The 22,745-nt window shown below is 25.3% G+C and carries 19 protein-coding genes; 15 read left to right on the forward strand and 4 right to left on the reverse strand.

The genetic code is table 11. From position 1 onward, the window contains the following. Positions 1 to 147: 147 nt before the first annotated feature. The 5 genes from NG901_RS02780 (at position 148) to NG901_RS02800 (ending at position 6,712) form a co-directional block, all read left to right on the forward strand. Positions 148 to 2,160 carry an ATP-binding protein gene (locus NG901_RS02780; RefSeq protein ID WP_252212224.1) on the forward strand — a complete coding sequence of 671 codons (2,013 nt, stop codon included), beginning with the start codon at positions 148 to 150 and terminating at the stop codon, positions 2,158 to 2,160. A gap of 84 nt (positions 2,161 to 2,244) precedes the next feature. Next, on the forward strand, positions 2,245 to 3,792 hold the full coding sequence (locus NG901_RS02785; RefSeq protein WP_252212225.1) for a PAS domain-containing sensor histidine kinase: 1,548 nt from the start codon (positions 2,245 to 2,247) through the stop codon (positions 3,790 to 3,792). 34 nt (positions 3,793 to 3,826) lie between these two features. After that, positions 3,827 to 5,437, forward strand: a complete 1,611-nt coding sequence (locus NG901_RS02790) for a sensor histidine kinase (RefSeq protein ID WP_252212226.1) — start codon at positions 3,827 to 3,829, stop codon at positions 5,435 to 5,437. Continuing rightward, the gene (locus NG901_RS02795; RefSeq protein ID WP_252212227.1) at positions 5,419 to 5,583 is read left to right on the forward strand and encodes a hypothetical protein; all 165 of its coding nucleotides are present in this window, start codon (positions 5,419 to 5,421) and stop codon (positions 5,581 to 5,583) included. Before NG901_RS02790 ends, NG901_RS02795 begins: the two co-directional genes overlap by 19 nt. 163 nt (positions 5,584 to 5,746) lie before the next feature. Then, positions 5,747 to 6,712, forward strand: coding sequence for a DUF2232 domain-containing protein (locus tag NG901_RS02800; RefSeq protein WP_252212228.1), 966 nt, complete (start codon positions 5,747 to 5,749; stop codon positions 6,710 to 6,712). 58 nt (positions 6,713 to 6,770) lie between these two features. On the opposite strand, the gene NG901_RS02805 is transcribed toward NG901_RS02800, so the two are convergent. Beyond that, on the reverse strand, positions 6,771 to 7,349 hold the full coding sequence (locus tag NG901_RS02805; RefSeq protein WP_252212229.1) for a serine/threonine protein kinase: 579 nt from the start codon (positions 7,347 to 7,349) through the stop codon (positions 6,771 to 6,773). A 469-nt stretch (positions 7,350 to 7,818) separates the two neighbouring features. Here NG901_RS02805 and NG901_RS02810 point away from each other — a divergent pair, with 469 nt between their 5' ends. Next, positions 7,819 to 8,628 carry a tetratricopeptide repeat protein gene (locus NG901_RS02810; protein WP_252212230.1) on the forward strand — a complete coding sequence of 270 codons (810 nt, stop codon included), beginning with the start codon at positions 7,819 to 7,821 and terminating at the stop codon, positions 8,626 to 8,628. Between the two features lie 75 nt (positions 8,629 to 8,703). On the opposite strand, the gene NG901_RS02815 is transcribed toward NG901_RS02810, so the two are convergent. Continuing rightward, on the reverse strand, positions 8,704 to 9,093 hold the full coding sequence (locus NG901_RS02815; RefSeq protein ID WP_252212231.1) for a bacteriohemerythrin: 390 nt from the start codon (positions 9,091 to 9,093) through the stop codon (positions 8,704 to 8,706). 208 nt (positions 9,094 to 9,301) lie between these two features. Here NG901_RS02815 and NG901_RS02820 point away from each other — a divergent pair, with 208 nt between their 5' ends. The 8 genes from NG901_RS02820 (at position 9,302) to NG901_RS02855 (ending at position 20,214) form a co-directional block, all read left to right on the forward strand. Further along, entirely contained in the window at positions 9,302 to 9,787 is a 486-nt protein-coding gene (locus NG901_RS02820; protein ID WP_252212232.1) for a hypothetical protein, read from the forward strand. A gap of 135 nt (positions 9,788 to 9,922) precedes the next feature. Next, the gene (locus NG901_RS02825) at positions 9,923 to 11,704 is read left to right on the forward strand and encodes a M3 family oligoendopeptidase (RefSeq protein WP_252212233.1); all 1,782 of its coding nucleotides are present in this window, start codon (positions 9,923 to 9,925) and stop codon (positions 11,702 to 11,704) included. 214 nt (positions 11,705 to 11,918) lie between these two features. Beyond that, positions 11,919 to 13,262, forward strand: coding sequence for a TrkH family potassium uptake protein (locus tag NG901_RS02830; protein ID WP_252212234.1), 1,344 nt, complete (start codon positions 11,919 to 11,921; stop codon positions 13,260 to 13,262). A 403-nt stretch (positions 13,263 to 13,665) separates the two neighbouring features. Further along, on the forward strand, positions 13,666 to 14,877 hold the full coding sequence (locus NG901_RS02835) for a sensor histidine kinase (protein WP_252212235.1): 1,212 nt from the start codon (positions 13,666 to 13,668) through the stop codon (positions 14,875 to 14,877). A gap of 194 nt (positions 14,878 to 15,071) precedes the next feature. Further along, complete coding sequence (locus tag NG901_RS02840; RefSeq protein ID WP_252212236.1) at positions 15,072 to 15,788, forward strand: response regulator transcription factor; 717 nt, start codon at positions 15,072 to 15,074, stop codon at positions 15,786 to 15,788. 241 nt (positions 15,789 to 16,029) lie between these two features. Continuing rightward, a complete protein-coding gene (locus tag NG901_RS02845; RefSeq protein ID WP_252212237.1) occupies positions 16,030 to 18,441 on the forward strand; it encodes a glycyl radical protein in 2,412 nt (803 codons plus the stop codon). Between the two features lie 67 nt (positions 18,442 to 18,508). After that, on the forward strand, positions 18,509 to 19,441 hold the full coding sequence (locus NG901_RS02850; protein ID WP_252212238.1) for a glycyl-radical enzyme activating protein: 933 nt from the start codon (positions 18,509 to 18,511) through the stop codon (positions 19,439 to 19,441). Between the two features lie 212 nt (positions 19,442 to 19,653). Beyond that, complete coding sequence (locus NG901_RS02855; protein ID WP_252212239.1) at positions 19,654 to 20,214, forward strand: NUDIX hydrolase; 561 nt, start codon at positions 19,654 to 19,656, stop codon at positions 20,212 to 20,214. A 56-nt stretch (positions 20,215 to 20,270) separates the two neighbouring features. Here NG901_RS02855 and NG901_RS02860 read toward each other — a convergent pair whose 3' ends face one another. Then, positions 20,271 to 20,723 carry an NUDIX hydrolase gene (locus tag NG901_RS02860; RefSeq protein WP_252212240.1) on the reverse strand — a complete coding sequence of 151 codons (453 nt, stop codon included), beginning with the start codon at positions 20,721 to 20,723 and terminating at the stop codon, positions 20,271 to 20,273. Positions 20,724 to 20,963: 240 nt separating this feature from the next. Here NG901_RS02860 and NG901_RS02865 point away from each other — a divergent pair, with 240 nt between their 5' ends. Continuing rightward, complete coding sequence (locus NG901_RS02865; RefSeq protein WP_252212241.1) at positions 20,964 to 21,578, forward strand: superoxide dismutase; 615 nt, start codon at positions 20,964 to 20,966, stop codon at positions 21,576 to 21,578. A 38-nt stretch (positions 21,579 to 21,616) separates the two neighbouring features. Here NG901_RS02865 and NG901_RS02870 read toward each other — a convergent pair whose 3' ends face one another. Beyond that, positions 21,617 to 22,723, reverse strand: a complete 1,107-nt coding sequence (locus tag NG901_RS02870) for an amidase domain-containing protein (protein ID WP_252212242.1) — start codon at positions 22,721 to 22,723, stop codon at positions 21,617 to 21,619. Positions 22,724 to 22,745: the final 22 nt, after the last annotated feature.

The raw sequence follows: 22,745 nt of genomic DNA on the forward strand, positions 1-22,745 counted from the left end.
ATTTACAAAAAATACATTTTAAAACATATTTTTCCATTTATAATAAAAAATATGACAAAAATAAAATAAAATTTCGCTATATAAGTCATATATGGTAAAATAAGTTATAGGGTTATTGTAATTTAATAATAAATTAGGAGAAGATATATGGTTAATAAAGATGAGAAAGAAAAACGACAATATACAATAGAAGATTTAGAAAACTTATTAGATAATATTCCATATATAATATGGATTAAAGATGAGGAAGGAAGGTATAAGTATGCTAATAAATTAGCAACTGAGAAATTAGATTTAGAACAAAAGAATCTTTTAGGGAAAAAGAATTCAGATTTTAAAGATAATGAGATATTGAAAAACTGGCCAGACAATGAAAGAAAAATATTAGAAGAAAAAAGTTGTGCTTATTTTAAGAGAAAAATTAAAAGTGATGGAGAAGATATATGTGTTGAAACTTATAATATGCCATTTTTGAGTAGTAAAAAAACAAATTTAATAGGTGGAGTTGTAAGAAAAATTACAACAGAGAAGAAGGTAGTTTCACATATAAAAGACGCATCAATTAATATTTGTAATAAAAACAAATATGATGAATTAAAAAATAAAGAGAGATTGAAACAAATAATAAGTGATTTTAAAAAAATAATAGGTGCGCAAGGAATGAGCGTATATATATATAATTCTGAAAAAGAAATATTTGAAAATTATGTAAAAAGCGGAGTGATGAATAAGAGTAATGAAGTGATATCAAAAGATGATATTAATAATACTCCTGTAAATAAATTTTATTGTATAAGATGTGAACGTGAATTAGTTGGAGTATTAAATGTACAATACAGAGAAGAAGATATTCATAAATATAATAATGAAGATTTTATAAAATCAATTTGTGATGTTATAGGAATAATTATTAATAATAAATTTTTATATTCAACACTTAATAAAGAATTGAATAAGCGTGTAGAAAGTGAAAAAGAATTAGAATTGTTTTTAGAAACAGCTACTGACTTATGCGGAATAGCAAAAAACGATGGATCTTTTATAAAAGTAACTAATAATTGGACAAAAGTATTAGGGTGGTCTAAGGAAGAACTTATGAATATGAATTGTACTGATTTGATACATAAGGATGATTTACCTAGGATATATGAGTTGTTAAATTTAGCTTACAATTATAATAAATGGAAATATGTTGGCTTTATAGATAGATGTATTTGTAAAAATGGAGAATATAGGACTCTAGAATGGAATTGGAGTTATATAAATGGTGGGAAAACTTTTATAATGACAGGTAAAGATATAACTAATTATAATAAATTAGCCTTAGAAAATAAACGTTTACAAAATGCAATTGCATTAGAAAGTTTAAAAACACAGTTTTTTGCAAATTTATCTCATGAATTTAAGACACCATTAAATATAATTTTAACAACAGCGCAACTTATGGAGTCTTATATAAAAAAATTTGACGATATATTAGAAAAACAAAACATGTGTAAGTATATAAAGGGATTAAAACAAAATTCGTATAGACTATTAAAACTTGTAAACAATTTAATTGATATCACTAAGATAGATGGTGGTCATTATAAAGTTAATATGGTGAATAAAAACATAGTTAATGTTATTGAAGAAATTGTTTTATCTGTAGCAGAATATACTAAAAATAAAGAGCGAGATATAATATTTGATACTGATGAAGAAGAAATAATACTTGCTTGCGATCCAGAAAAAATAGAGCGGATAATTTTAAATTTAGTATCTAATGCATTAAAATATACAGAAAAAGATGGAATAATAAAAGTAAATATTTCTACTAATTTAGATGATAATGAAGTAATAATATCAGTAAAGGATAATGGAATAGGAATTCCAAAAGAATATAAGGAAAAAATATTTGAAAGATTTAAACAAGTTGAAAATTCTTTGCATAAAAATTATGAGGGAAGTGGAATAGGATTATCTTTAGTGAAATCAATTGTTGAAATGCATGGAGGAGAAATATGGATAAATAGTAACCCAGAAGAAGGTACAGAAGTAATTTTTACTTTGCCTATTAGAAAAATTGATGAAGAAAAACTAGACGAATATAATAATAAAAAAATTTCTTCCAAGATAGAAGTGTTTGATATAGAATTTTCTGATATATACTCCATGTAATTATATAAATTATAGAGTGATTAGTTGAAGAGAATAAATTAAATTATTTTATTTGTGTAATTTATATGAAGGGGAATATGAGTAATGGAAGGCTGTACTATAAATAAAAAATATAGCGTAGATGACTTAGAAAGAATATTAGATAACTTTCCGTATCTAATATGGATTAAAGATCAAAAAAATAGATACAGATATGTAAATAAATATTTTTTGACTACATTTAAAAAAACAGAAAAAGAGATTATAGGAAAAACAGAACTAAATAATTATAACGGTGAATATGTATTAGTAACTGAAGAAAATCTAATAAAAGAAGTAGAATTTAATGAAAACAAGAGGTACTTCTCAGTTTATAAAACAGTATTACCTACTGGTACTAAGTATAATTGGGAATTAGCAGTTGCAAGAGATGTGACTTTATTAAAAAAAGAGATGACCAAACGTTCAAAAATACAAAGGCGTTTAGAATCGTTCTTGGAGATTTCGACAGATTTATGGGGAATATTGCAAGCAAATTATCATTTTAAAGATGTAAGTGATAATTGTATTAAAACTTTTGGATGGACATCAGAAGAATTTAAGAATTTAAATGCAGTTAATTTAACCCATCCAGATGATAGAGAAAATATATTAAAAAAAATGGAATTTTCATTTAATAAAGATAAAAGAACATTTTTACTTAATAGATTTCTATGTAAAAATGGTAAATATAAATTAATAGAATGGAATTGGTGCTGTTTAGAAGAGGGAAAAACAGTGCTTTTGACTGGCAGAGATATTACTGAAAAGAAAGAATTAGAAGAAGAGAAGAGAAGATTAGAAGAAGCAATAGCTATGGAAAGTCTAAAAACTGAATTTTTTTCAACAGTATCACATGAATTTAAAACACCATTAAATGTTATTTTAAGTACAGTTCAGTTATTATCTGATAAATTAAAAAATAATAAATTAAGTGAAGAAGTAAAAGTAAATCTTAAGTATATAAATGGAATAAAACAAAATTCATATAGATTATTAAAACTGGTGAACAATTTAATAGATATAACTCAAATAGATGGTGGAATTTATAAATTAAGCCTTGAAAATTGTAATATTGTAAGTATTATTGAAAATATAGTACTATCTGTTAGCAAATATATACATGAAAAAAATCGTAATATAATATTTGATACCACTAGAGAAGAAATTATACTTGCAATAGATTGTGATAAAATTGAAAGAATAATATTAAACTTATTATCTAATGCAGTTAAATATACAAATAATGGTGGTAATATTTATGTTAGTTTAAGTATGGATATAAATAATAATAATGTTATTGTAAAGATAAAAGATGATGGCATTGGAATACCTGAAAAAGATGTAGAAAACATATTTAGAAGATTTAAGCAATCAGGAGATGTTTTTACGAGAAGATGTGAAGGGACTGGAATTGGGTTATCCATAGTAAGATCTTTAATAGAGATGCATGGTGGAGCAATAAAAGTTAATAAGGAAATAAAAAAAGGGGCTGAATTTGTATTTTATCTTCCTATAATTAAAATGGAAGATAAAGACGTTTGTGATCTTTATGATAAAAGACTAGATTCAAGGTTTGAAAAATACAATATAGAATTTTCTGATATATACTAGAAAGCCATGGATACTATAATAAGGGGATAAGAAAATGAGTAAAGAAGAAAATGAGGTATATATTTTTAAAGATTTAAAGGATTTGTTAAAATTAAAACCATCAAAAGAACTTATAAATAATAAATATATTAATGAGTGTATCAAAGAAGAAACTGAGAATTTTAAAAATATATTAATAAATTTAAATAGCGAAACGCAGTCTGATGGAATTGCTTTGTTTTTATATGATGAAGAATATAATATGTTAAGATTAAAATTTAAATTAGGAAATGTGTCTGTAATAGGAGAGGATTACACTACACAATTAAATGAACAATCTAAAGAAAAGTTACTTACAAGTAAATATGATCACAGGGCTATAGATATAAAAGAAACGTATTGGTTTAAAAAACATATAGAAAACAATAATATTGACACAAATAAAAACTACGGATATATTAGAATGTATTCAATAAAAGATACAAATAAATTGATAGGTATTTTAAGTATTTTTTATACTGAAAATACTAATTTAGATAATATGAATGATAGTGTTATCGATTACGAATGTGAGAAATTAGAATTATTAATTAAGAATAAAATTTTAACCAATAAATTAAGAGAAGAACTTGTAAAAAGAACATTAAATGAAAGTAAATTAAAATCTTTTTTAGAAATTGCAACAGATTTATGGGCAATAATGGATTATAAACAACGTTTTAAGTGTGTATCTCCAAGTGTTATTGATGTTACAGGATGGAGTAATGAAAAAATATCAACAATGAATGTATTTGATATGGTACATCCAGATGATAGAGAGCGAGCAAGAAAATATATAAAATTTATAAAAGATGCAAAAGGTGAAAATTCTATTGCTAAAGTATTATGTGAAAATGGTGAATATAAGATATTTCAATGGAATTGGAGCTGTATTGAAGAGGAAAGATATGTATTTTTAGCAGCTAAAGATATTACAGAACAAAAAAAATTAGAGCAAGAAAAAAAAGAACTAGAAGAAGCTGTTATGATTGAAAATTTTAAAAATAAATTTCTGGCAAATATATCACATGAATTTAAGACACCTTTAAATGTAATACTTGCAACTGTACAGCTTATAGATAAAAATAATAATTTCAAAAATGCTGAAATAGATTTAATTAAATACATAGATGGAATTAAGAAAAATTCTTATAGGCTGTTAAGACTTATAAATAATCTAATAGATATAACTAAAATAGATTCTGGTCATTGTAATTTCCAACTACAAAATTGTAATGCAGTTGAAATAATTGAAGACATAGTAATGTCAGTAAGAGAATATATAAAAGAAAATACTAGAAATATAATTTTTGACACAAGTGAAGAGGAAATAATAACGGCTTTGGATAAAAATAAAATTGAAACTGTAATGTTAAATTTACTTTCTAATGCTATAAAATATACAAATGATGATGGAATTATAGAAATAAGAATAAAATACAGTAAAGATAGAAAAAATATACTCATTAGTATAAAAGATAATGGTATAGGTATAGCTAGTAAAGATATAAACAATATTTTTCAAAGATTTAAATATTCAGATAATATACTTAATAGGAGATGCGAGGGGACAGGAATAGGTTTATCTCTTGTGAAATCTTTGGTAGAATGCATGGTGGAAAGATAATTGCTAAGAATAATCCACTTAAAGGAACAGAGTTTATCTTTTCAATTCCAGTGAGATTAACAGATGATAATGTTAATAATAAAAAAAATTTAGATAGTACTATAGAAAAATGCAATATAGAATTTTCAGATATATATTTTATATAAACGAAATATTTATTTTACTTATGGTATTTAAGAAAACTATCATTTTGAAAACTATATGAATATAAATTATACTAAGTAAAGCAATTAGAATATAAATTTACTTTAATATTTATGTTTAGTTGATATATAATAGTAACTAACAATATTAGATTAAATAAATAAGGTGAATAAATTGGAAACAAAAAAAATGACAGAAGCAGGAGTTCTTACAGCTGTATTTGTAGTAATAAGCATTATAGCAATTGGTACAGGAATAGGATATTTAGGATATTTAGATTTTATGGTTCCAATAATTACCATACTTATATACCTAAGATGTGGTTTTAAATATACATTATTATCTAGTGTATCTTCAATTCTAATAATAGCATTAACTATAGGAGATGTGGTTTCAGGAATCTGTATAAGTCAAAGTATGGTATTAGGATTTATATGTGGAATATTTGTTGAAAAGAAAGAAACAATTTTAGATGATTTATTTTATTGTTCAATACTGTCATGTGTTGTTATGGTTATGATTGATATAAACTTTTCTAATATATTAGGATATAGCCTACTTAAAGAATCTCAAATATATGTGGATAAATTATTATTTTTAAATAAAACATTAAAAAATGTTTTATATTACATTTTAATAATATCACTTCCAGTAGGAACTACATTTATAACATACATCGCATCGTTATTTTTAGGAAAAAAGTTAAATCTACTAAGTTGTGTGTCAAATAAAAAATTTTTAGTTATAAGAAATTTTAAGAAATACGGAATAGTAATTTGTTGTTCTAAGAAAATCATAAACATTGGAATAGTATATTTGTCAAGTATGTATATATTATATTTAAATATAGAAATAAGTAAATTTGTGCATTTAAATATAATATTAAATTCAATAAAATATATAGTTATATACTTTTTGTTACAAGATAGTTACAAGTATATAAACAGAATGATTTATACGTTAACTAAATCTAAGCTTTCACTAATTTTAATGGAGATTTTAACTTTGTATATGCTTCTAAATTATTTTATAAAAACAGCAATAGTATTAATTAGTATTTCATTTATTATGGATAATATTTTAAATTTAAGAGAAAAGCAAATAGTCTTTTTAGATAAGATTTTAATATAATAAATTAGAATAAAAATACAAGAAATACATATGTACGTTCTTGTATTTTTATTTGTTTTTAACATGCGTAGCATCTACAATGTAATTTTTTCTCAGACATAAGAGTAAAATAATCATAACCGTGAATCCAATAACTAAGAAGATCAGGCTTATAATCTAAAAGGTTCTTTAAAAAATTATCAAATAAGTTTAATTTTACTAAAGTTTTTATAATGTCCTTAGGATAGGGCGTAAATTTACTATAAGGATTTCGAGGGTCTATGACTTTAATTTTACTGTTTTTATCTACAAATATATGTGCATTTCTAATATTTAATCTTTTGAAATCTAAGACTTTAAAATCTTCAATTAAATCTATAATCTCTACAGATAAAGAATAGGTTAATCCATTTTTACATAAAAACTCATAAAGATTATCACCTTCTATGAATTCTCGTAACACCATATTTTCAGCCATAAACAGTACATTAGGAAAAAATCTACTCTTTTTTGTTTTTTCAAGAATTTCTACTTCTTTTTCTGCCTTCTTTTTATTATAGAATATTTTTAAAGCAAATCCTTCGGGAGTTAAATAAACCTTTCCTTCATGTCCTTTACCTAAAAATTCACATTGTTTAACATTTAGAAGGTATCTCATTTTATCACTACTATATATTGATTTATAATATTATATGACTATATTACGTTATTGATACGATACTTGAGATTTTTGCTAATTTATAGTGTGAAATAAAACCTTTATTATTAAATTATGTGAATTAAAGTTAAAATAAGGCTATGTTTTAGCAGAGTGTTGATATATGCATAAGCAAAGTGAGCGGAATAATTGAACTTAGGAATGCTAAAATGAGTATAGTCCCATTTTAGCTTGCTCCCAATATAAAATTGAGACAAGCAGTAAATGTGACAATACTCATTGAGAATTCTCAAAGTCCAATTACAATGCCACTTTACCTATTGCATATATCAACACTCATTTAAAACAGAGCCTAAAATAAAAATATATAAAATGGAAAAACATATTGTTTTTAAATAGTGTATAATAATATTGAATCAAATTTATATGCAAATTAAATTTTAATTTGTAATAAATGGGGGATGAAGCAGTGGGTGGAATAATAACAATAAAGAACATTATAGATAATTATAAAAATGCAGATATAGATTTTGAAAGTTTAAGCTTAGAAAAAATAAGAAAATATGCAGATAGAGAAAACAAAAAAGCACAAAATGTTTTAGGTGATAGATATTATACTGGTGAGGAGATTACGCAGGATTATGAAGAGGCTGTTAAATGGTATATAAAATCTGCTAAGCAAGGCTATGATGTTGCACAATATAATTTAGGAGATATGTACTATTGTGGAAATGGAGTAAAGCAAGATTATGAAAAAGCTATAGAATATTTTAAATATTCAGCTAATCAAGGAAATCCAGATGCACAATGTAATTTAGCATGTATGTATGAAGAGGGATTAGGAACTGAAGTAAACTATGAAGAAGCTATTAAATGGTATGAAAAAGCCGCATTACAAGAAGATTTTTATGCACAATATAACTTAGGTAATTTATATATGTATGGAAAAGGCGTTGATACAGATTATAAAAAGGCATTTAAATGGCACATGCGAGCTTCAATTTTAGGCTATGAGAAGTCTCAAAATACATTAGGTTATATGTATGAACAGGGTATTGGAATAGAAAAAAACTATGAAGAAGCTGTTAAGTATTATAAAAAAGCTGCATATCAAGAATACTCATATGCAGAATATAATTTAGCTACTATGTATTATTTGGGAAATGGAATAGCTCAAGATCGTAAAACTGCATATATATGGTATAAAAAAGCTGCAAATCAAGGATTAAAAAAAGCAATGATAGCTTTAAAAACTAAATATAAAGAAACAAATATATAATTTAAAATAAAGTATAAAAAGTAAATAAAAAAATAATACTATAAAGATAACTTAAAATCTTTATAGTATTATTTTTTATTTTCCGATAAGTTTATCGCTATATAATATATGTTCAGTTAACCAAGTATTTAAAAATTCTAGTATTTTTTTTATACCTTCATCTTGGTTTTCATCCACAATTTTTAAATCCACATTATTAAGTTCTTCAATGAATTTTTCATGTGCGATTTTTTGAGAGAATCTTCGCTTGTAATTTATACTATCCATGTATTCTTCTTCAGATTTAAAATGAAATGTTGTATAGTCTTTTAATTCTTCAATAATATTTACAACAGAATCATATTTATCTAATGTGAAATTATTGGTTAGTAAATTATATGCCTTATCAGCTATCTCAAAGAGTTTTTTATGTTGTTCATCAATAAATTCAATGCCTGTTTTAAATTCTTCTTTCATTTTATACATTTATAATAAACCTCAACTTTCTTTAGATAAATAATATATTATAATTATACATTGAAAACTTATATTTTTCTATAAAATTAAGTTAATATATATTATTAATTATAATGCAATATATTACATTAAATAATAAACAGTGTTATAACAAAAATATAATTATATGTACATAGCAAACAATAACAGTATGTATGGTTATATGCATAAAATATAATTGAAAGGAATTTATTGTATGGGATATAATGGAATTGATATCATTGATAAAGCTATAAATATTGAAGAAAGAAGAAAAATAATAATTAATAGTGTTGTAAATGAAAATACTAATAATCCTGCTGTAAAAGTAATAGCAAAAGTATTATCTAATCAATTAGATGCAATGATAAAACATTATGAAGAATTAAGAAATGAAGTGAGTAATACAGAACTTGAAGAAATAGACATTATGACTTATGATAAAATGTCTTTTTTAATAAATGAATTTAACAATAAGTTATATAATCCAAAAGTGAATAATGTTAGGGAATATTTAGAATTCTCACTTAATTTAGCTAAAGATAAATATTCTTTATTTGTTGATATACAAGGTAGACTTGTAAATAATACAAAAGACACTCAGCCAAAAACTTATGAAATATTAAGCAATATAATAAAAACTATAAGTAAACAAATAAGAACTATTGAAAAAACATTAATATAATAAATTTAAAGAGGAATAATTTGAAACAAAAGCTTATAATCCATTATTTACATGATACAATATATAATGGTTATGTAGATTATTGATTTAGGCAAATTTTACATAGCTAATAATAATGAAGTAGAGGTAAAGAGAATGGAATTAAATTGGAGTTTAAAAGAAATATATTCATCATTTAATAGTGAGGAATTTAAAGGTGATTTAGAATCGCTTAACTATATGATAGAGAATATTAATGAGTGGAGTAAAGAGATAACTTTAGATAAAGAAAACTTAAAAATTAAATTAGAAGAATATATAAAGAAGTTTACTAAATTTACTGATTTAGCAAGTAAATTATCAATATATATAAATTTGGTTTTAAGTGTTGACACTACAGATAAAGAAGGTTTAAAATATTCAGATGTTATAGAGAAAAAGTTAACAGAAATTGTTGAAAGCAGTACTAAATTAGAAAGATGGATTAGTAGCATAGAAAATATAGATGAAGTTATAAGTAATTCAAGATTACTTAAAGACCATGAGTTTATATTAAAAAATATAATTGAAAATAGTAAATATTTACTTAGTGACAAAGAGGAAAATATAATTGCTAGTATGAAAAATACGGGATCTAATGCTTGGCTTAAACTTAAGGATAAACTAATTTCTAACTTAAAAGTAGAAATTGAAGAAAATGGAGAAATTAAATCTATACCACTAACTTTAGTCTTAAATATGGCATATGATAAAGATTCAACTGTTAGAAAAAAAGCATATGATGCTGAAATAGCTTCTTATAAAAAGGTTGAGGAAGGGGTAGCAGCAGCTCTTAATGGAATAAAAGGAGAAGTTTTAACTGTATGTGATTTAAGGGGATATAAATCTCCATTAGAACAAACACTTAAAGATTCAAGAATGGATGAGGAATCCTTAGATGCTATGATTTCTGCAATGAAAGAAAGTTTACCTATTTTTAGAAAGTATTTAAGAAGAAAAGCCGAAATTTTAGGATATAATAATGGATTGCCATTTTATGAATTATATGCACCGATTAATGATGCTGATATGAAGTTCAGTTATGAAGAAGGAACTAAATTTGTTATTAAAAATTTCAATACTTTTAGTAATAACTTAGCTGATTTTGCTAAGAAAGCTATAGATAATGCATGGATAGATGTAATGCCAAAGTCTGGTAAGGTAGGAGGAGCATTTTGTGAAAATCTACATTTTATAGGTGAAAGTAGATTCTTACTTAATTATGGTGAAAGTTTTGGTGATGTTGTAACACTTGCTCATGAATTAGGTCATGGATTTCATGGTGAGTGTTTAAATAATGAAACAACATTAAATTCTGATTATCCTATGCCAATAGCAGAAGCTGCATCGACTTTCTGTGAAACTATAATAAAAAAAGCAGCTATAAAAGAAGCTACTAAAGATGAGGCCTTATCAATATTAGAAACTGAAATAAGTGATTGTACTCAAGTAATAGTTGATATATATTCAAGATTTTTATTCGAAAAATCATTTTTTGAAGTAAGAAAAGAAAGCGCTCTAAGTGTAGATAAAATTAAAGAATTAATGTTAAATTCTCAAAGAGAAGCTTATGGTGATGGATTAGATCAAACTTACTTACATCCATATATGTGGACTTGGAAGCCACATTATTATTATGCAGATAGTAATTTTTACAATTTTCCATATGCGTTTGGGTTATTATTTGCTAAAGGGCTATATGCTGAATACTTAAAAAGAGGAGAGTCATTCCCTAATGAATATGAAAAATTACTTTCAATTACAGGTAAAAATAAAATAGCAGATGTAACAAAAGTTATGGGAATAGATATACATGATAAAGAATTTTGGAAAAACTCTTTAAAGACAATAGAAGAAGACATAGAAGAGTTTATGAAACTTAGTGATAAATTATTATAAATTAGATGTAAAATAAAGTCAGCTATTGATCAATTAAGCATATAAATTTAAATATTAATCATAGAAGTATAACATTTACAACGCTATTTTACCATAAGGTTCAAATTTTGTAGTAAAATAGCGTTATATTTATGTTAAATAATATATTAATTGGTCATTAATGATAAAAAATATATTATAATATATGAATACTATATTATGTGGAGTGATCGTTATGTCAATAATAAATAATAAATTTAAATTAAATCCTGTGCAGATACTAGCAATAGGTTTTGTCATACTAATTTTTATAGGAGGATTATTATTATCTTTACCAATGTCATCAGCTTCGGGAGAATCAACTAATTTTTTGGATGCGTTATTTACGTCTACATCTGCAAGTTGCGTAACTGGTTTAGTTGTAAAAGATACAGGTACATATTGGAGTAGCACTGGACAAGTAATAATTTTAATACTTATTGAAATAGGTGGCTTAGGATTTATGTCGTTTGCTACATTTATAGCTATGCTATTTGGTAAAAAAATCACACTGAAAAATAGATTAGTTATGCAAGAAGCTATGAATACATTAAGCATACAAGGTCTTGTAAAGATGTTAAGGTATGTTATGGGAATTACTTTCTCAATACAGATATTAGGCGCATGCATTTTATCAACACAATTTGTACCTGAATTTGGATTGAAAAAGGGTAGCTTTTATAGCATTTTTCATTCAGTATCTTTTTTTTGTAATGCTGGATTTGATGTAATAGGGAATTTTGAAAGTTTAACAAGATATTATAATAAGCCTGTTGTATTATTAACAGTTAGTAGTTTAATTATTATTGGTGGATTAGGATTTACTGTTTTACTTGAAATATATAATTTCAAAGGTATAAAAAAATTATCTAGTCACACTAAGTTGGTTCTTTTAGTTACTGCTGCATTAATAGTATTTGGAGGTGTTTTCATATTTGCATTAGAATATACTAATTTAAATACAATTGGTAATATGAATTTAAAAGATAAAATATTTAATTCATTGTTAGCATCAGTATCGCCAAGAACAGCAGGGGTTAATAGTATACCAATAGATGAAATGCATACTGCAAGCAAGTTTTTTACCATTATACTGATGTTTATTGGTGGATCGCCAGGATCAACTGCTGGAGGACTTAAGACTACTACTTTTGGCGTGATAATTCTTACTGTTCTTTGTGTTATAAAAGGGAAAGAAGATACTGAACTTTTTGGTAGGAGATTTCCAAAAGAATTGGTATACAAAGCTTTTTCATTGTTATTTATTGGTATGACTTTAGTTATTGTTGTTACTATGATATTAACAATAACTGATCCTAATGAATCTCTTATTTCACTTTTATATGAAGCTACATCAGCTTTTGGTACCGTGGGGTTAACTACAGGAGTTACTCAAAGGTTAAGTAGTATGGGTAAAGGTATGATAATTATAATGATGTATTTAGGAAGAGTAGGACCTTTAACAGTTGCATTAGCATTAACTAAGAGAAGAAAAAGGACTTTATATAAATATCCAGAAGCTAAAATACTAATAGGATAAATATGAGCATTAAATTTTCAGTTAAGTGAAGACGATATTATAAGAATCACTGAATTAGATGAAAATATTAGATGTTGATCAGATCCAGACAGTATTTATTCACAAGGTCATAAATAATTAAACAGCAAAAAATAAATTAGTATTAATATACTAATTTATTTTTTGTGATTTTTGTTAAAAAACTAATTTGGATATTTTATATTATAACGTTAATGTAACATACCTTCAAAACATAACTCCACAATAAAATAAAAGATAAAAAAACAAAAGAAAACACAAAAAAGTAAAAAACCATCAAATTCTTGACAGCATAAATTAATATGGGATAATATTATTAGAATTAGCTGTGGAATAAAAAAGATTAAATGTAAAAAATATACTAACCAAAAGGTGGTTAATTTAAATGATTGGTAATAGAAATTTAAATGATATAATTGATATTAATTTATTAAAATCAATACAAGATAGATTAGCTGAAATTACTGGACTTGCATATAATATAGTTGATTTTAAGGGTAATCCAATTAATAATTATTCAAACTTTTGTGATTTTTGTAGTAAAGTTAGAAATACTAAAGAAGGTATGAAAATATGTTATGATACAAATGCGCATGCAGGATTAGAAGCGGCTATAAGACAAAAACCATATGTTTTTAAATGTCCAGCAGGTTTAGTAGATGTTGCTATTCCTATTATTGTAAATGGTAATTATCTTGGCGCAGTTTTTTTTGGACAAGTTAGAACTAATAAAGATAAGCTTGAACCAATTAGAAAATCAAATTATTATTCTAAAATGTGTAGAAATGATAATGAATTATTAAATGACTTCAATAGCACAAAATTTATAGATTATTCTAAGATTGAATCAATATATTCTTTAATTAATATAATTGTAAATTTATTGGTTGAAAAATCTGAACTTAGTTCAATTCAGGAAGAATTAAGCTTTAATAATATAAAGCTTATTAGAGAAAAACAGGAAAGAAAAGAATTAGAAGAAAAACTTAAGTTTTGTGAATTGGATTCTTTGGAGACACCTATAAGTTTTGAATTTATTCTTAATACATTAAACACAATATCTAGTCTTGCACTAATAGAAGATGCTCCTAAAACTCAAGAAATGATATATTCTTTAACAAAACTATTTAGATATAACTTTAAAAATATTGGTAACTTAGTTTCTATGGAGAAAGCTATAGAAAACATCAAAACATATTTAAAGATACAATCAACTAGATTTGGTGAGAGAATAAGATATGAAATTAATATAGATGAAAAAATTAATCACATTAAAATACCAACTATGATTTTTTTACCATTTATAGAATATTCAATATTAAATGGACTATGCCCTAAAAAAGATGGAGGAACTATTTTTATTAAAGGAGACTGCTGTGAAAATAATGCTACTATTTTAATTCAAGATAATGGCATAGGAATTTCTGAAGATGAATTATTTTCAATATTAAATGGTAAATGCAAAAAAGGCTCTTTAGGAGCAGGCATATATAATGCTAATAATGTTCTCGTTAAATATTATGGAAAAGAATATAAAGTTAATATAAAAAGCGAACTAAATATAGGGACTAATGTGAGTTTTAAACTACCATTATAGATTTTTTTAGTAAAACGTTGATATATGTATAAGTGTATAGGCAAAATAAGGACTTAGTAATTGGAATTAGGAATACTAAAATGTATAGTCTAATTACAAGAAAACTTTACCTAAACAATATATCAACACACATTAAAAATAGAGTCTAAAATTAAAAAAATCAGGGAAATGTAAAGGGGGGGGAGAGCATTAGTATGTGTAAAGTATTAATAGCTTCTGATGACATTTTAGAACTTGAAGCTTTAAAAATAATTATATATAAAAAGATAAAAAATATTAGTATTGTTGGATTAGCTTGTAATAGTGATGAAGTAATTAGCATGAATAATAATTTAAATCCAGATATAATTTTTTTAGATACTATGCTTCCAGGAAAAGATGGATTTGAAGTAACTAAAATTATAAAGAAAAATTATAAAGAGAAAATAATTGTATTAATGAGTATTTATGATAACTTTGAATCTTTACAAAGGGCTTTAAAAGTAAAGGCAGATGACTATTTATTAAAACCAGTCAAACCAGAAAAGGTTATAGAGATACTAAATGAATACATGAAAAATAATGAGTGTATGCTTTTAGATGAAAATCTATCTAATGAATATAAGTTAAATCAAACTTTAAATTATATAGAAAAAAACTTCAAAAAAAATATAACACTTAAAGAAGTAGCAGAGTATATGAATTATAGTACAGCATATTTTAGTAAGAGCTTTAAAAAATATGTGGGTGTTAATTTTAATAAATATATAACACAAATAAGAGTACAAGAAGCAAAACGTGTATTAAAAGAAACTAATATTAGCATAAATGATTTGGCATTTGATATGGGGTACAATGAGCCTAATTATTTTTGTAAAGTATTTAAAAAAGAAGAAGGCATTACCCCATCTGAATATAGAGAAAAAGTATGACATAAAAATATAGCTTATAGTTAAATAATTACTTAAATTTAATAAAAAACAGCGATTATAATATTTACTGGAAAAATATTATAATCGATTGGACACATAAGTATTAAAAAATATCTAAGTCAACCTGTATTATAGTATATAAGAAATAAATTATTTGAGCTAAAATAAGTAAACGTATTCTTATAAAAATTACCTTGATTAGCTTACAAATAAAATATCTTGTAATAAGAGGGGGAGAACTATGGATATATTAGCAAAAGGATTTATAAATCCTACTAAAAGAGTAGAAAAATTAAAAGAAGAGATATTTTCAGCAATTCCATGTATTGAAGCTGATAGAGCAATAATATTAACTGAATCATTTAAAGAAACAGAAAATGAACCTATAATTATTCGAAAGGCTAAATCTCTTGAGAAGATACTAAGTGAAATACCTATAGTAATTAGAGATAATGAACTTATTGTAGGAAGCTTAACTAAGAATCCTAGATCATGTCAAGTTTTTCCTGAATTTTCAAACCAATGGTTAGTAGATGAATTTGATAAATTTGAGAAAAGAACTTCAGATTTATTCAAAATTCCAGAAGAAACAAAATCTAAGCTTAAAGAAGTTTTTAAGTATTGGCAAGGAAAAACAGTAAGTGAATTAGCTACATCTTATATGTCTAATGAAACTAAAGATGCTATGAATACAAAAGTATTTACAGTGGCTAATTATCATTTTAATGGTTTAGGTCATATTTCTGTAGATTATCCTAAAGTACTAGAAAAAGGATTTTTAGGAATTATAAATGAAACAGAGAATGCTATAATTAATGCTGATAAAAGCAATCCTGAATATGTTAAAAAGAAAGTATTCTGGGATTCTATAATAATTTCATGTAAGGCAGCAATAAAATATGCAAATAGGTATAGTGAATTAGCTAAAAAATTAGCAGGCGAAACACTAGATATAGATAGAAAAAATGAATTGTTAAAAATTGCTGAAATCTGTAGCAAAGTTCCAGCTAATCCAGCAGAAACATTTTATGAAGCATGTCAATCATTTTGGTTTGTACAAGCTATAATTAGCTTAGAATCTAACGGACATGCTATATCTCCAGCACGTTTTGACCAATATATGTATCCTTATTATAAGAATGATATTGATAATAAATTTGCAACTAAAGAAATAAATACAGAAATTCTTCATTGTTTGTGGGTTAAATTTAATGATCTTACTAAAGTTCGTGATGAAACAACAACTAAAGCTTTTAGTGGCTATTCTATGTTCCAAAACTTAATTGTGGGTGGACAAACTCCAGATGGAAAGGAGGCAACAAATGAATTATCTTATATGTGCCTTGAAGCTACTGGAAGTTTAAAATTACCACAACCATCTCTTTGTGTTAGAATATGGAGCAAAACTCCTGATGAATTTTTAATTAGAACTTGTGAATTAACTCGTTTAGGAACTGGTCTGCCAGCATTTTATAATGATGAAGTGGTTATTCCAACCTTGATTAATCAAGGTTTAACAATAGAAGATGCTAGAGATTATGCAATTGTAGGATGCGTTGAACCTCAAAAGCCTGGAAAAACTGATGGTTGGTATGATGCTGCATTCTTTAACTTAGCAAAGATATTAGAACTATCTATGAATAATGGTAGACTTAATGGCAAGCAAGTTGGTCCTGAAACTGGTGAGTTTACTTCATTTAAAAATATAGATAATTTTATAAATGCATATAAAAAACAAATAGAATATTTTGTATTCCATATGGTTGCAGCAGATAATTGTGTTGATATAGCACATGCTGAAAGGGCACCACTTCCATTTTTATCATCTATGCTTGATGATTGTATTGGCACAGGAAAGTCAATTCAAGAAGGTGGAGGACACTATCGTTTTTCAGGACCTTTAGGTGTTGGAATTGCAAATGTTGGTGATTCATTCATGGCTATAAAGAAGCTTATATTTGATGAAAACAAAATTACTTTATTAAAATTAAAAGCTGCTGTTGATAGTAACTTTGGTGAAAATGAAGATGATCCAATTAAAAAAGCAGAATATGAAGATATAAAACAATTAATTTTAAATAGAGTTCCTAAGTTTGGTAATGATATAGATGAAGTAGATGAATTTACACGTGATGGTGCACTTATTTATTGTAAAGAAGTATTAAAATATACAAATCAACGTGGAGGAAAATTCATTCCAGGATTATATCCGGTTTCAAATAATGTATATTTAGGCAGTCTTGTTGGTGCAACACCTGATGGTAGAAGTGCATTTAAACCTTTAGCAGATGGAGTATCTCCAACTAGAGGTGCAGACGTTAATGGACCAACAGCTGCTGCAAATTCAGTATCTAAATTAGAACATTTTGCAGCTCCAAGTGGAACATTATTTAATCAAAAGTTCAATCCAAATTCTCTACAAGGAGATAATGGGTTGAAAAACTTAGGATCTTTAATAAGAAGCTATTTTGATAGAAAAGGTATGCATATACAATTTAATGTAATAGATAAAAAAATTCTTCTTGAAGCTCAAGAACATCCTGAACAATATAGAGATTTAATAGTACGTGTTGCTGGTTATAGTGCTCAATTTATTTGTTTAGATAAGGGCGTACAAGATGATATTATAAAGAGAACAGAACAAAATTTATAAATAAGTTACTATAAGTAAATTTTAAATATAGAAATAAATATAAATACTCTTATGAAAGGAAAAAGCTATGCTAAAAAACGAAGTGGATTTAAACAAAATAGGTACTGTTTTTAATATACAAAGATTTTCAGTAAATGATGGACCAGGCATACGCACTATAGTATTTTTAAAAGGATGTCCATTATCTTGCCATTGGTGTAGCAATCCTGAATCTCAAAATGTAAATAAACAATTACTTTTTAATATAAAGAATTGTACAGGATGCCATAAGTGCGAAACTATATGTGAATATAATGCTATTGATTTTAATAATCTTAATAGAATAGATAGAGATAAATGTATTAGTTGTGGAAAATGTGCAGAAAACTGTTATCCAGGAGCTCTTGTTGTTTCAGGAAAAGAAATGAGCGTTAAAGAAGTTTTAGATGAGTTAAATAAAGATTCCTCTCAATTTAGAAGATCTAATGGTGGAGTTACACTTTCAGGTGGAGAGCCATTATTACAACATGAGTTTGCGCTAGAAATATTAAAAGGATGTAAAAGCATAGGAATTCATACAACGATAGAAACCACAGGGCATGTAGATAAAGAGGTTTTTAAAAAAATAGCACCTTGGGTTGATTTAGTACTTTTAGATATAAAGACACTTAATGAAGATAAGCATATAAAATATGTTGGAGCAAGCAATAAGATAATACTAGAAAATGCAAAGTTAATATCAGAATTGGTAACTAGTACTATTATTAGAGTTCCTGTTATACCTCAGTTTAATTGTGATGAAAAAAGCATACAAGATATTGCTAAATTTACAAAAAGCTTAAACAATATAACAGAGATTCATTTATTACCTTATCATAAATTAGGTTTAAATAAATATGATTGCTTAGGTAAAGAATATTTAATGCAAAATGATATTAATACCCCAAGTGAAGAAGTAATGTTAAATTTCAAAAAAATTGTTGAAGATATAGGACTAACATGTAACATTGGAGCCAATTAACCCCATTTAATATAATAGGACTATGTTAAAAGAATTATTTTAAGATAGTCCTATACTTTTATAAATTATTGTGTTATTGGAATTAGAATTTTTAAGTAATAACAATAATAAAGTCGCAAACATTTCTTACTAAAGATGGATATGTTACAATAAAAACAGATGGATAATCTATAAGTATAGACCCAAATAATATATATAAGGGGAAGATTTTAATGAATTGGATTAGAGAAATAGAGAATTATAATCCATATAATAAGCAGGAAGCTAGTGATAAAAAATTTATATTAGACTGTATAAATCAATATGATAATTTGCTTACTAGAGAAAATTCATTGGCTCATATGACCAGCTCTGGATACATAGTAAATAAAAACAGAGATAAAGTATTAATGATTCATCATAATATATATAATACATGGGCATGGACTGGTGGTCATACTGATGGTGATAGTGATTTTCTACATGTTGCAATAAAAGAAGCTCAAGAGGAAACTGGTGTTAAAAATTTTAATGTAGTTACTAATGAGATTTTATCATTAGATGTATTACCTGTTAAAGGACATTTTAAAAAAGAAAATTATATATCTGCACATTTACATTTATCAGTGGCTTATGTTTTAGAATGTGATGAAAATGAAGAACTTATAATAAAGAAAGATGAAAATAGTGGTGTTAAATGGATTCCTATAAGTGAAATTAATTTATATTCAAATGAACCTGATATGATTGAACTTTATAATAAATTTAATGAAAAAATTAAAAAGCTTTATTAAAGAAAAGTGTGCTATATATTAAAAATACTAAATATATAGTACACTTTATATTATTTCTATCTTTTATTTAAATTTTCGTTAAAGATAGCTCCTTCTTTTATAGCCCAAGCTTGATGTGCCAAAAACATTTTACTATATGCTTCTTCAATATTAAGCCAAACTAACTCATGATCTTTTTCTATTGGATTTGCTACTTTTTTTAATGAATCTGCTAAATAAAAATTACCAATGCTATGAATATAACCATTAAATCTACGTCCCCAATGATAAGAAGAACCTATACATACAAATTTTTTTATGTTTATTGTGCAACCTAATTCTTCCATACATTCTCTTCTTAAGCATTCTTCATTACTTTCATTTTGTTCTATACCACCACCAGGTAAGAAATATCCACCTGGCAATTTTATAACAGCTACTTTATTTTCTTTAAAGATTAGTGCATATGCACCAATTCTTTGCCTGTATTCTTTATCTTTAAGTTTTTCTCCAAATGTCATTTGTTTCATATTTATAAACCTCTTTTTATTTAATTTACCCAAATATTAAGAAATTATAATTCTATAGATTATAATAGTTGAAATTAATTTATTATTAAATAATTATATGAAGTGTGGAATAGAAAGTAAACAATAATATTAAAATTTATATATTTTATTAAATGAAAATAGAGTAATTTTATAACTAAAATCAATTTTTAGAATATTAATATAATATAACCAAAATATTGTTGTTGAAAGGGGAAACACATGTTTGATAAAATAAAATTACCATATGAATATAATGCATTAGAACCATATATAGATGCTGAAACACTAAATATACACTACAATAAACATCTTCAGACTTATGTTAATAACTTAAATAAAATATTAGAAAAACATACAGATCTGGTTGAAGGGAAAACCTTAGAGCAAATACTATTAAATGTAGAATCTTTTCCAAAAGAGATAAGGCAAGATATAATAAATCAAGGTGGAGGAGTTGCTAATCATAACTTATATTTTTATAATTTATCTCCAAATCCTAAATTAAAACCAGAAGGAACTTTATTATATGAGATAAATAGCAAGTTTGCAGATATAGAGAATTTGAAAATTCAATTAACTAATTTGGCCATAAGTCAGTTTGGATCAGGTTATGGATTTTTAGTAAAAGATAATAATGGAAATTTATCAATTTTAAAAACCTTAAATCAAAATAGTCCAATTAGTAATGGGTTAACTCCAATTCTTTGTATAGATGTTTGGGAGCATGCTTATTATTTACAATATAAAAACTTAAGAGCAGATTATGTCAAAAATATATGGAATATAATTGATTGGAATAAAGTTCAAGACTTATACGAAAATTACATTATTTAAAAAAGTAGGCTATGTTTTAACGTAGCCTACTTTTTTATCTAATAGTGAACCCTAATTAGCCAAAATTTCATTTTTTTATCGCTCCAGCCTAAATCCCAAGGGACATTATTTCTATCTGTATTGTGACAAGTAACTAGACTATAACCTTTAGAGTCAGCACCAGTAACAACAGAGACATGCGTTATATGACCTTTTTTTTCATAAGCTATAAAATCTCCAGGTAGTAATTTATAAGAGGCTTTGTAAACTCTCTCATAATTACCAGTAGCTATAACAGAAGCTCTACCACTGTTTAACATATAACGAGTAAATTTATCAGCATTTACCCATGGACCAGTAGCACTACCTTTATCATAATTCCAAACAGAATTTTTTTTAAATTTACCCCCTTCATGAAGCACTTGGGAAGCAAAATTTGCACAATCTCCACCTTCACAATTAAAATTTTTATATTTTTTATTGTATTTAAATTTATGTTCATCTAATGAAGATACACCACAATGTTTTTCAGCATATTCTAATGCATTCTTTCGTTTCTCATCTAAAGAAGAAAAATCTCTTGAAGTCTGATTTTTAATATGTTCTTTAATATCATCTACTTTAATGTTTTCTAAACTTAATGAATCAGCAAAGGGATCATTGTACCATTCTTTTGTTATTATCCATTCATCATCATATTTAGTGAGTCTCATTGAATGTGAAGTCCCAATTCTAGAACTGTTAATTATATTAGGTTTGTCTAAATATTCATACTTATACTCAGTGTCACATAACACATAAAAAGAACATATTTTATCACCAATATTACATTTGGTAATTTTTATTTTTGGTATTATATCTAAAAACTTAACTCCTTGCTTTTCTGCCCAGTTATTTATATATTTAACTTTCTTTTCTTCATATTCATAGGCCCATTGAGCAATTTTTGTATTATCACAATATAGACTTCTTAGACAATCTAAATCTTGAGTTAATACAGCTCTACTCTTTATTAAAAAAATATTTTCTATATGTTTTTTTAACTCATCTTCTGTGTCACTAGCAAAAGCATTTTTAAATGAAAATATATTAAATAATGTTAAAATTATAGTAAATAATATAATTGCTTTTTTTAGAGATAATTTAGTGAATTTAAATATGTACATATATTACTACCTCTTTCTAAAT

The organism is Clostridium sp. CMCC3677 (genome assembly GCF_023845585.1).
Lineage (GTDB): Bacteria > Bacillota > Clostridia > Clostridiales > Clostridiaceae > Clostridium > Clostridium aquiflavi.

What these genes read in the sequence shown, in the direction of transcription:
- NG901_RS02860 (WP_252212240.1), bottom strand. Translation starts at nt 20,723, where the DNA reads ATGAAACAAATGACATTTGGAGAAAAACTTAAAGATAAAGAATACAGG.
- NG901_RS02785 (WP_252212225.1), top strand. Translation starts at nt 2,245, where the DNA reads ATGGAAGGCTGTACTATAAATAAAAAATATAGCGTAGATGACTTAGAA.
- NG901_RS02795 (WP_252212227.1), top strand. Translation starts at nt 5,419, where the DNA reads ATGCATGGTGGAAAGATAATTGCTAAGAATAATCCACTTAAAGGAACA.
- NG901_RS02780 (WP_252212224.1), top strand. Translation starts at nt 148, where the DNA reads ATGGTTAATAAAGATGAGAAAGAAAAACGACAATATACAATAGAAGAT.
- NG901_RS02845 (WP_252212237.1), top strand. Translation starts at nt 16,030, where the DNA reads ATGGATATATTAGCAAAAGGATTTATAAATCCTACTAAAAGAGTAGAA.
- NG901_RS02815 (WP_252212231.1), bottom strand. Translation starts at nt 9,093, where the DNA reads ATGTATAAAATGAAAGAAGAATTTAAAACAGGCATTGAATTTATTGAT.
- NG901_RS02830 (WP_252212234.1), top strand. Translation starts at nt 11,919, where the DNA reads ATGTCAATAATAAATAATAAATTTAAATTAAATCCTGTGCAGATACTA.
- NG901_RS02855 (WP_252212239.1), top strand. Translation starts at nt 19,654, where the DNA reads ATGAATTGGATTAGAGAAATAGAGAATTATAATCCATATAATAAGCAG.
- NG901_RS02835 (WP_252212235.1), top strand. Translation starts at nt 13,666, where the DNA reads ATGATTGGTAATAGAAATTTAAATGATATAATTGATATTAATTTATTA.
- NG901_RS02865 (WP_252212241.1), top strand. Translation starts at nt 20,964, where the DNA reads ATGTTTGATAAAATAAAATTACCATATGAATATAATGCATTAGAACCA.
- NG901_RS02840 (WP_252212236.1), top strand. Translation starts at nt 15,072, where the DNA reads ATGTGTAAAGTATTAATAGCTTCTGATGACATTTTAGAACTTGAAGCT.
- NG901_RS02805 (WP_252212229.1), bottom strand. Translation starts at nt 7,349, where the DNA reads ATGAGATACCTTCTAAATGTTAAACAATGTGAATTTTTAGGTAAAGGA.
- NG901_RS02870 (WP_252212242.1), bottom strand. Translation starts at nt 22,723, where the DNA reads ATGTACATATTTAAATTCACTAAATTATCTCTAAAAAAAGCAATTATA.
- NG901_RS02790 (WP_252212226.1), top strand. Translation starts at nt 3,827, where the DNA reads ATGAGTAAAGAAGAAAATGAGGTATATATTTTTAAAGATTTAAAGGAT.
- NG901_RS02850 (WP_252212238.1), top strand. Translation starts at nt 18,509, where the DNA reads ATGCTAAAAAACGAAGTGGATTTAAACAAAATAGGTACTGTTTTTAAT.
- NG901_RS02825 (WP_252212233.1), top strand. Translation starts at nt 9,923, where the DNA reads ATGGAATTAAATTGGAGTTTAAAAGAAATATATTCATCATTTAATAGT.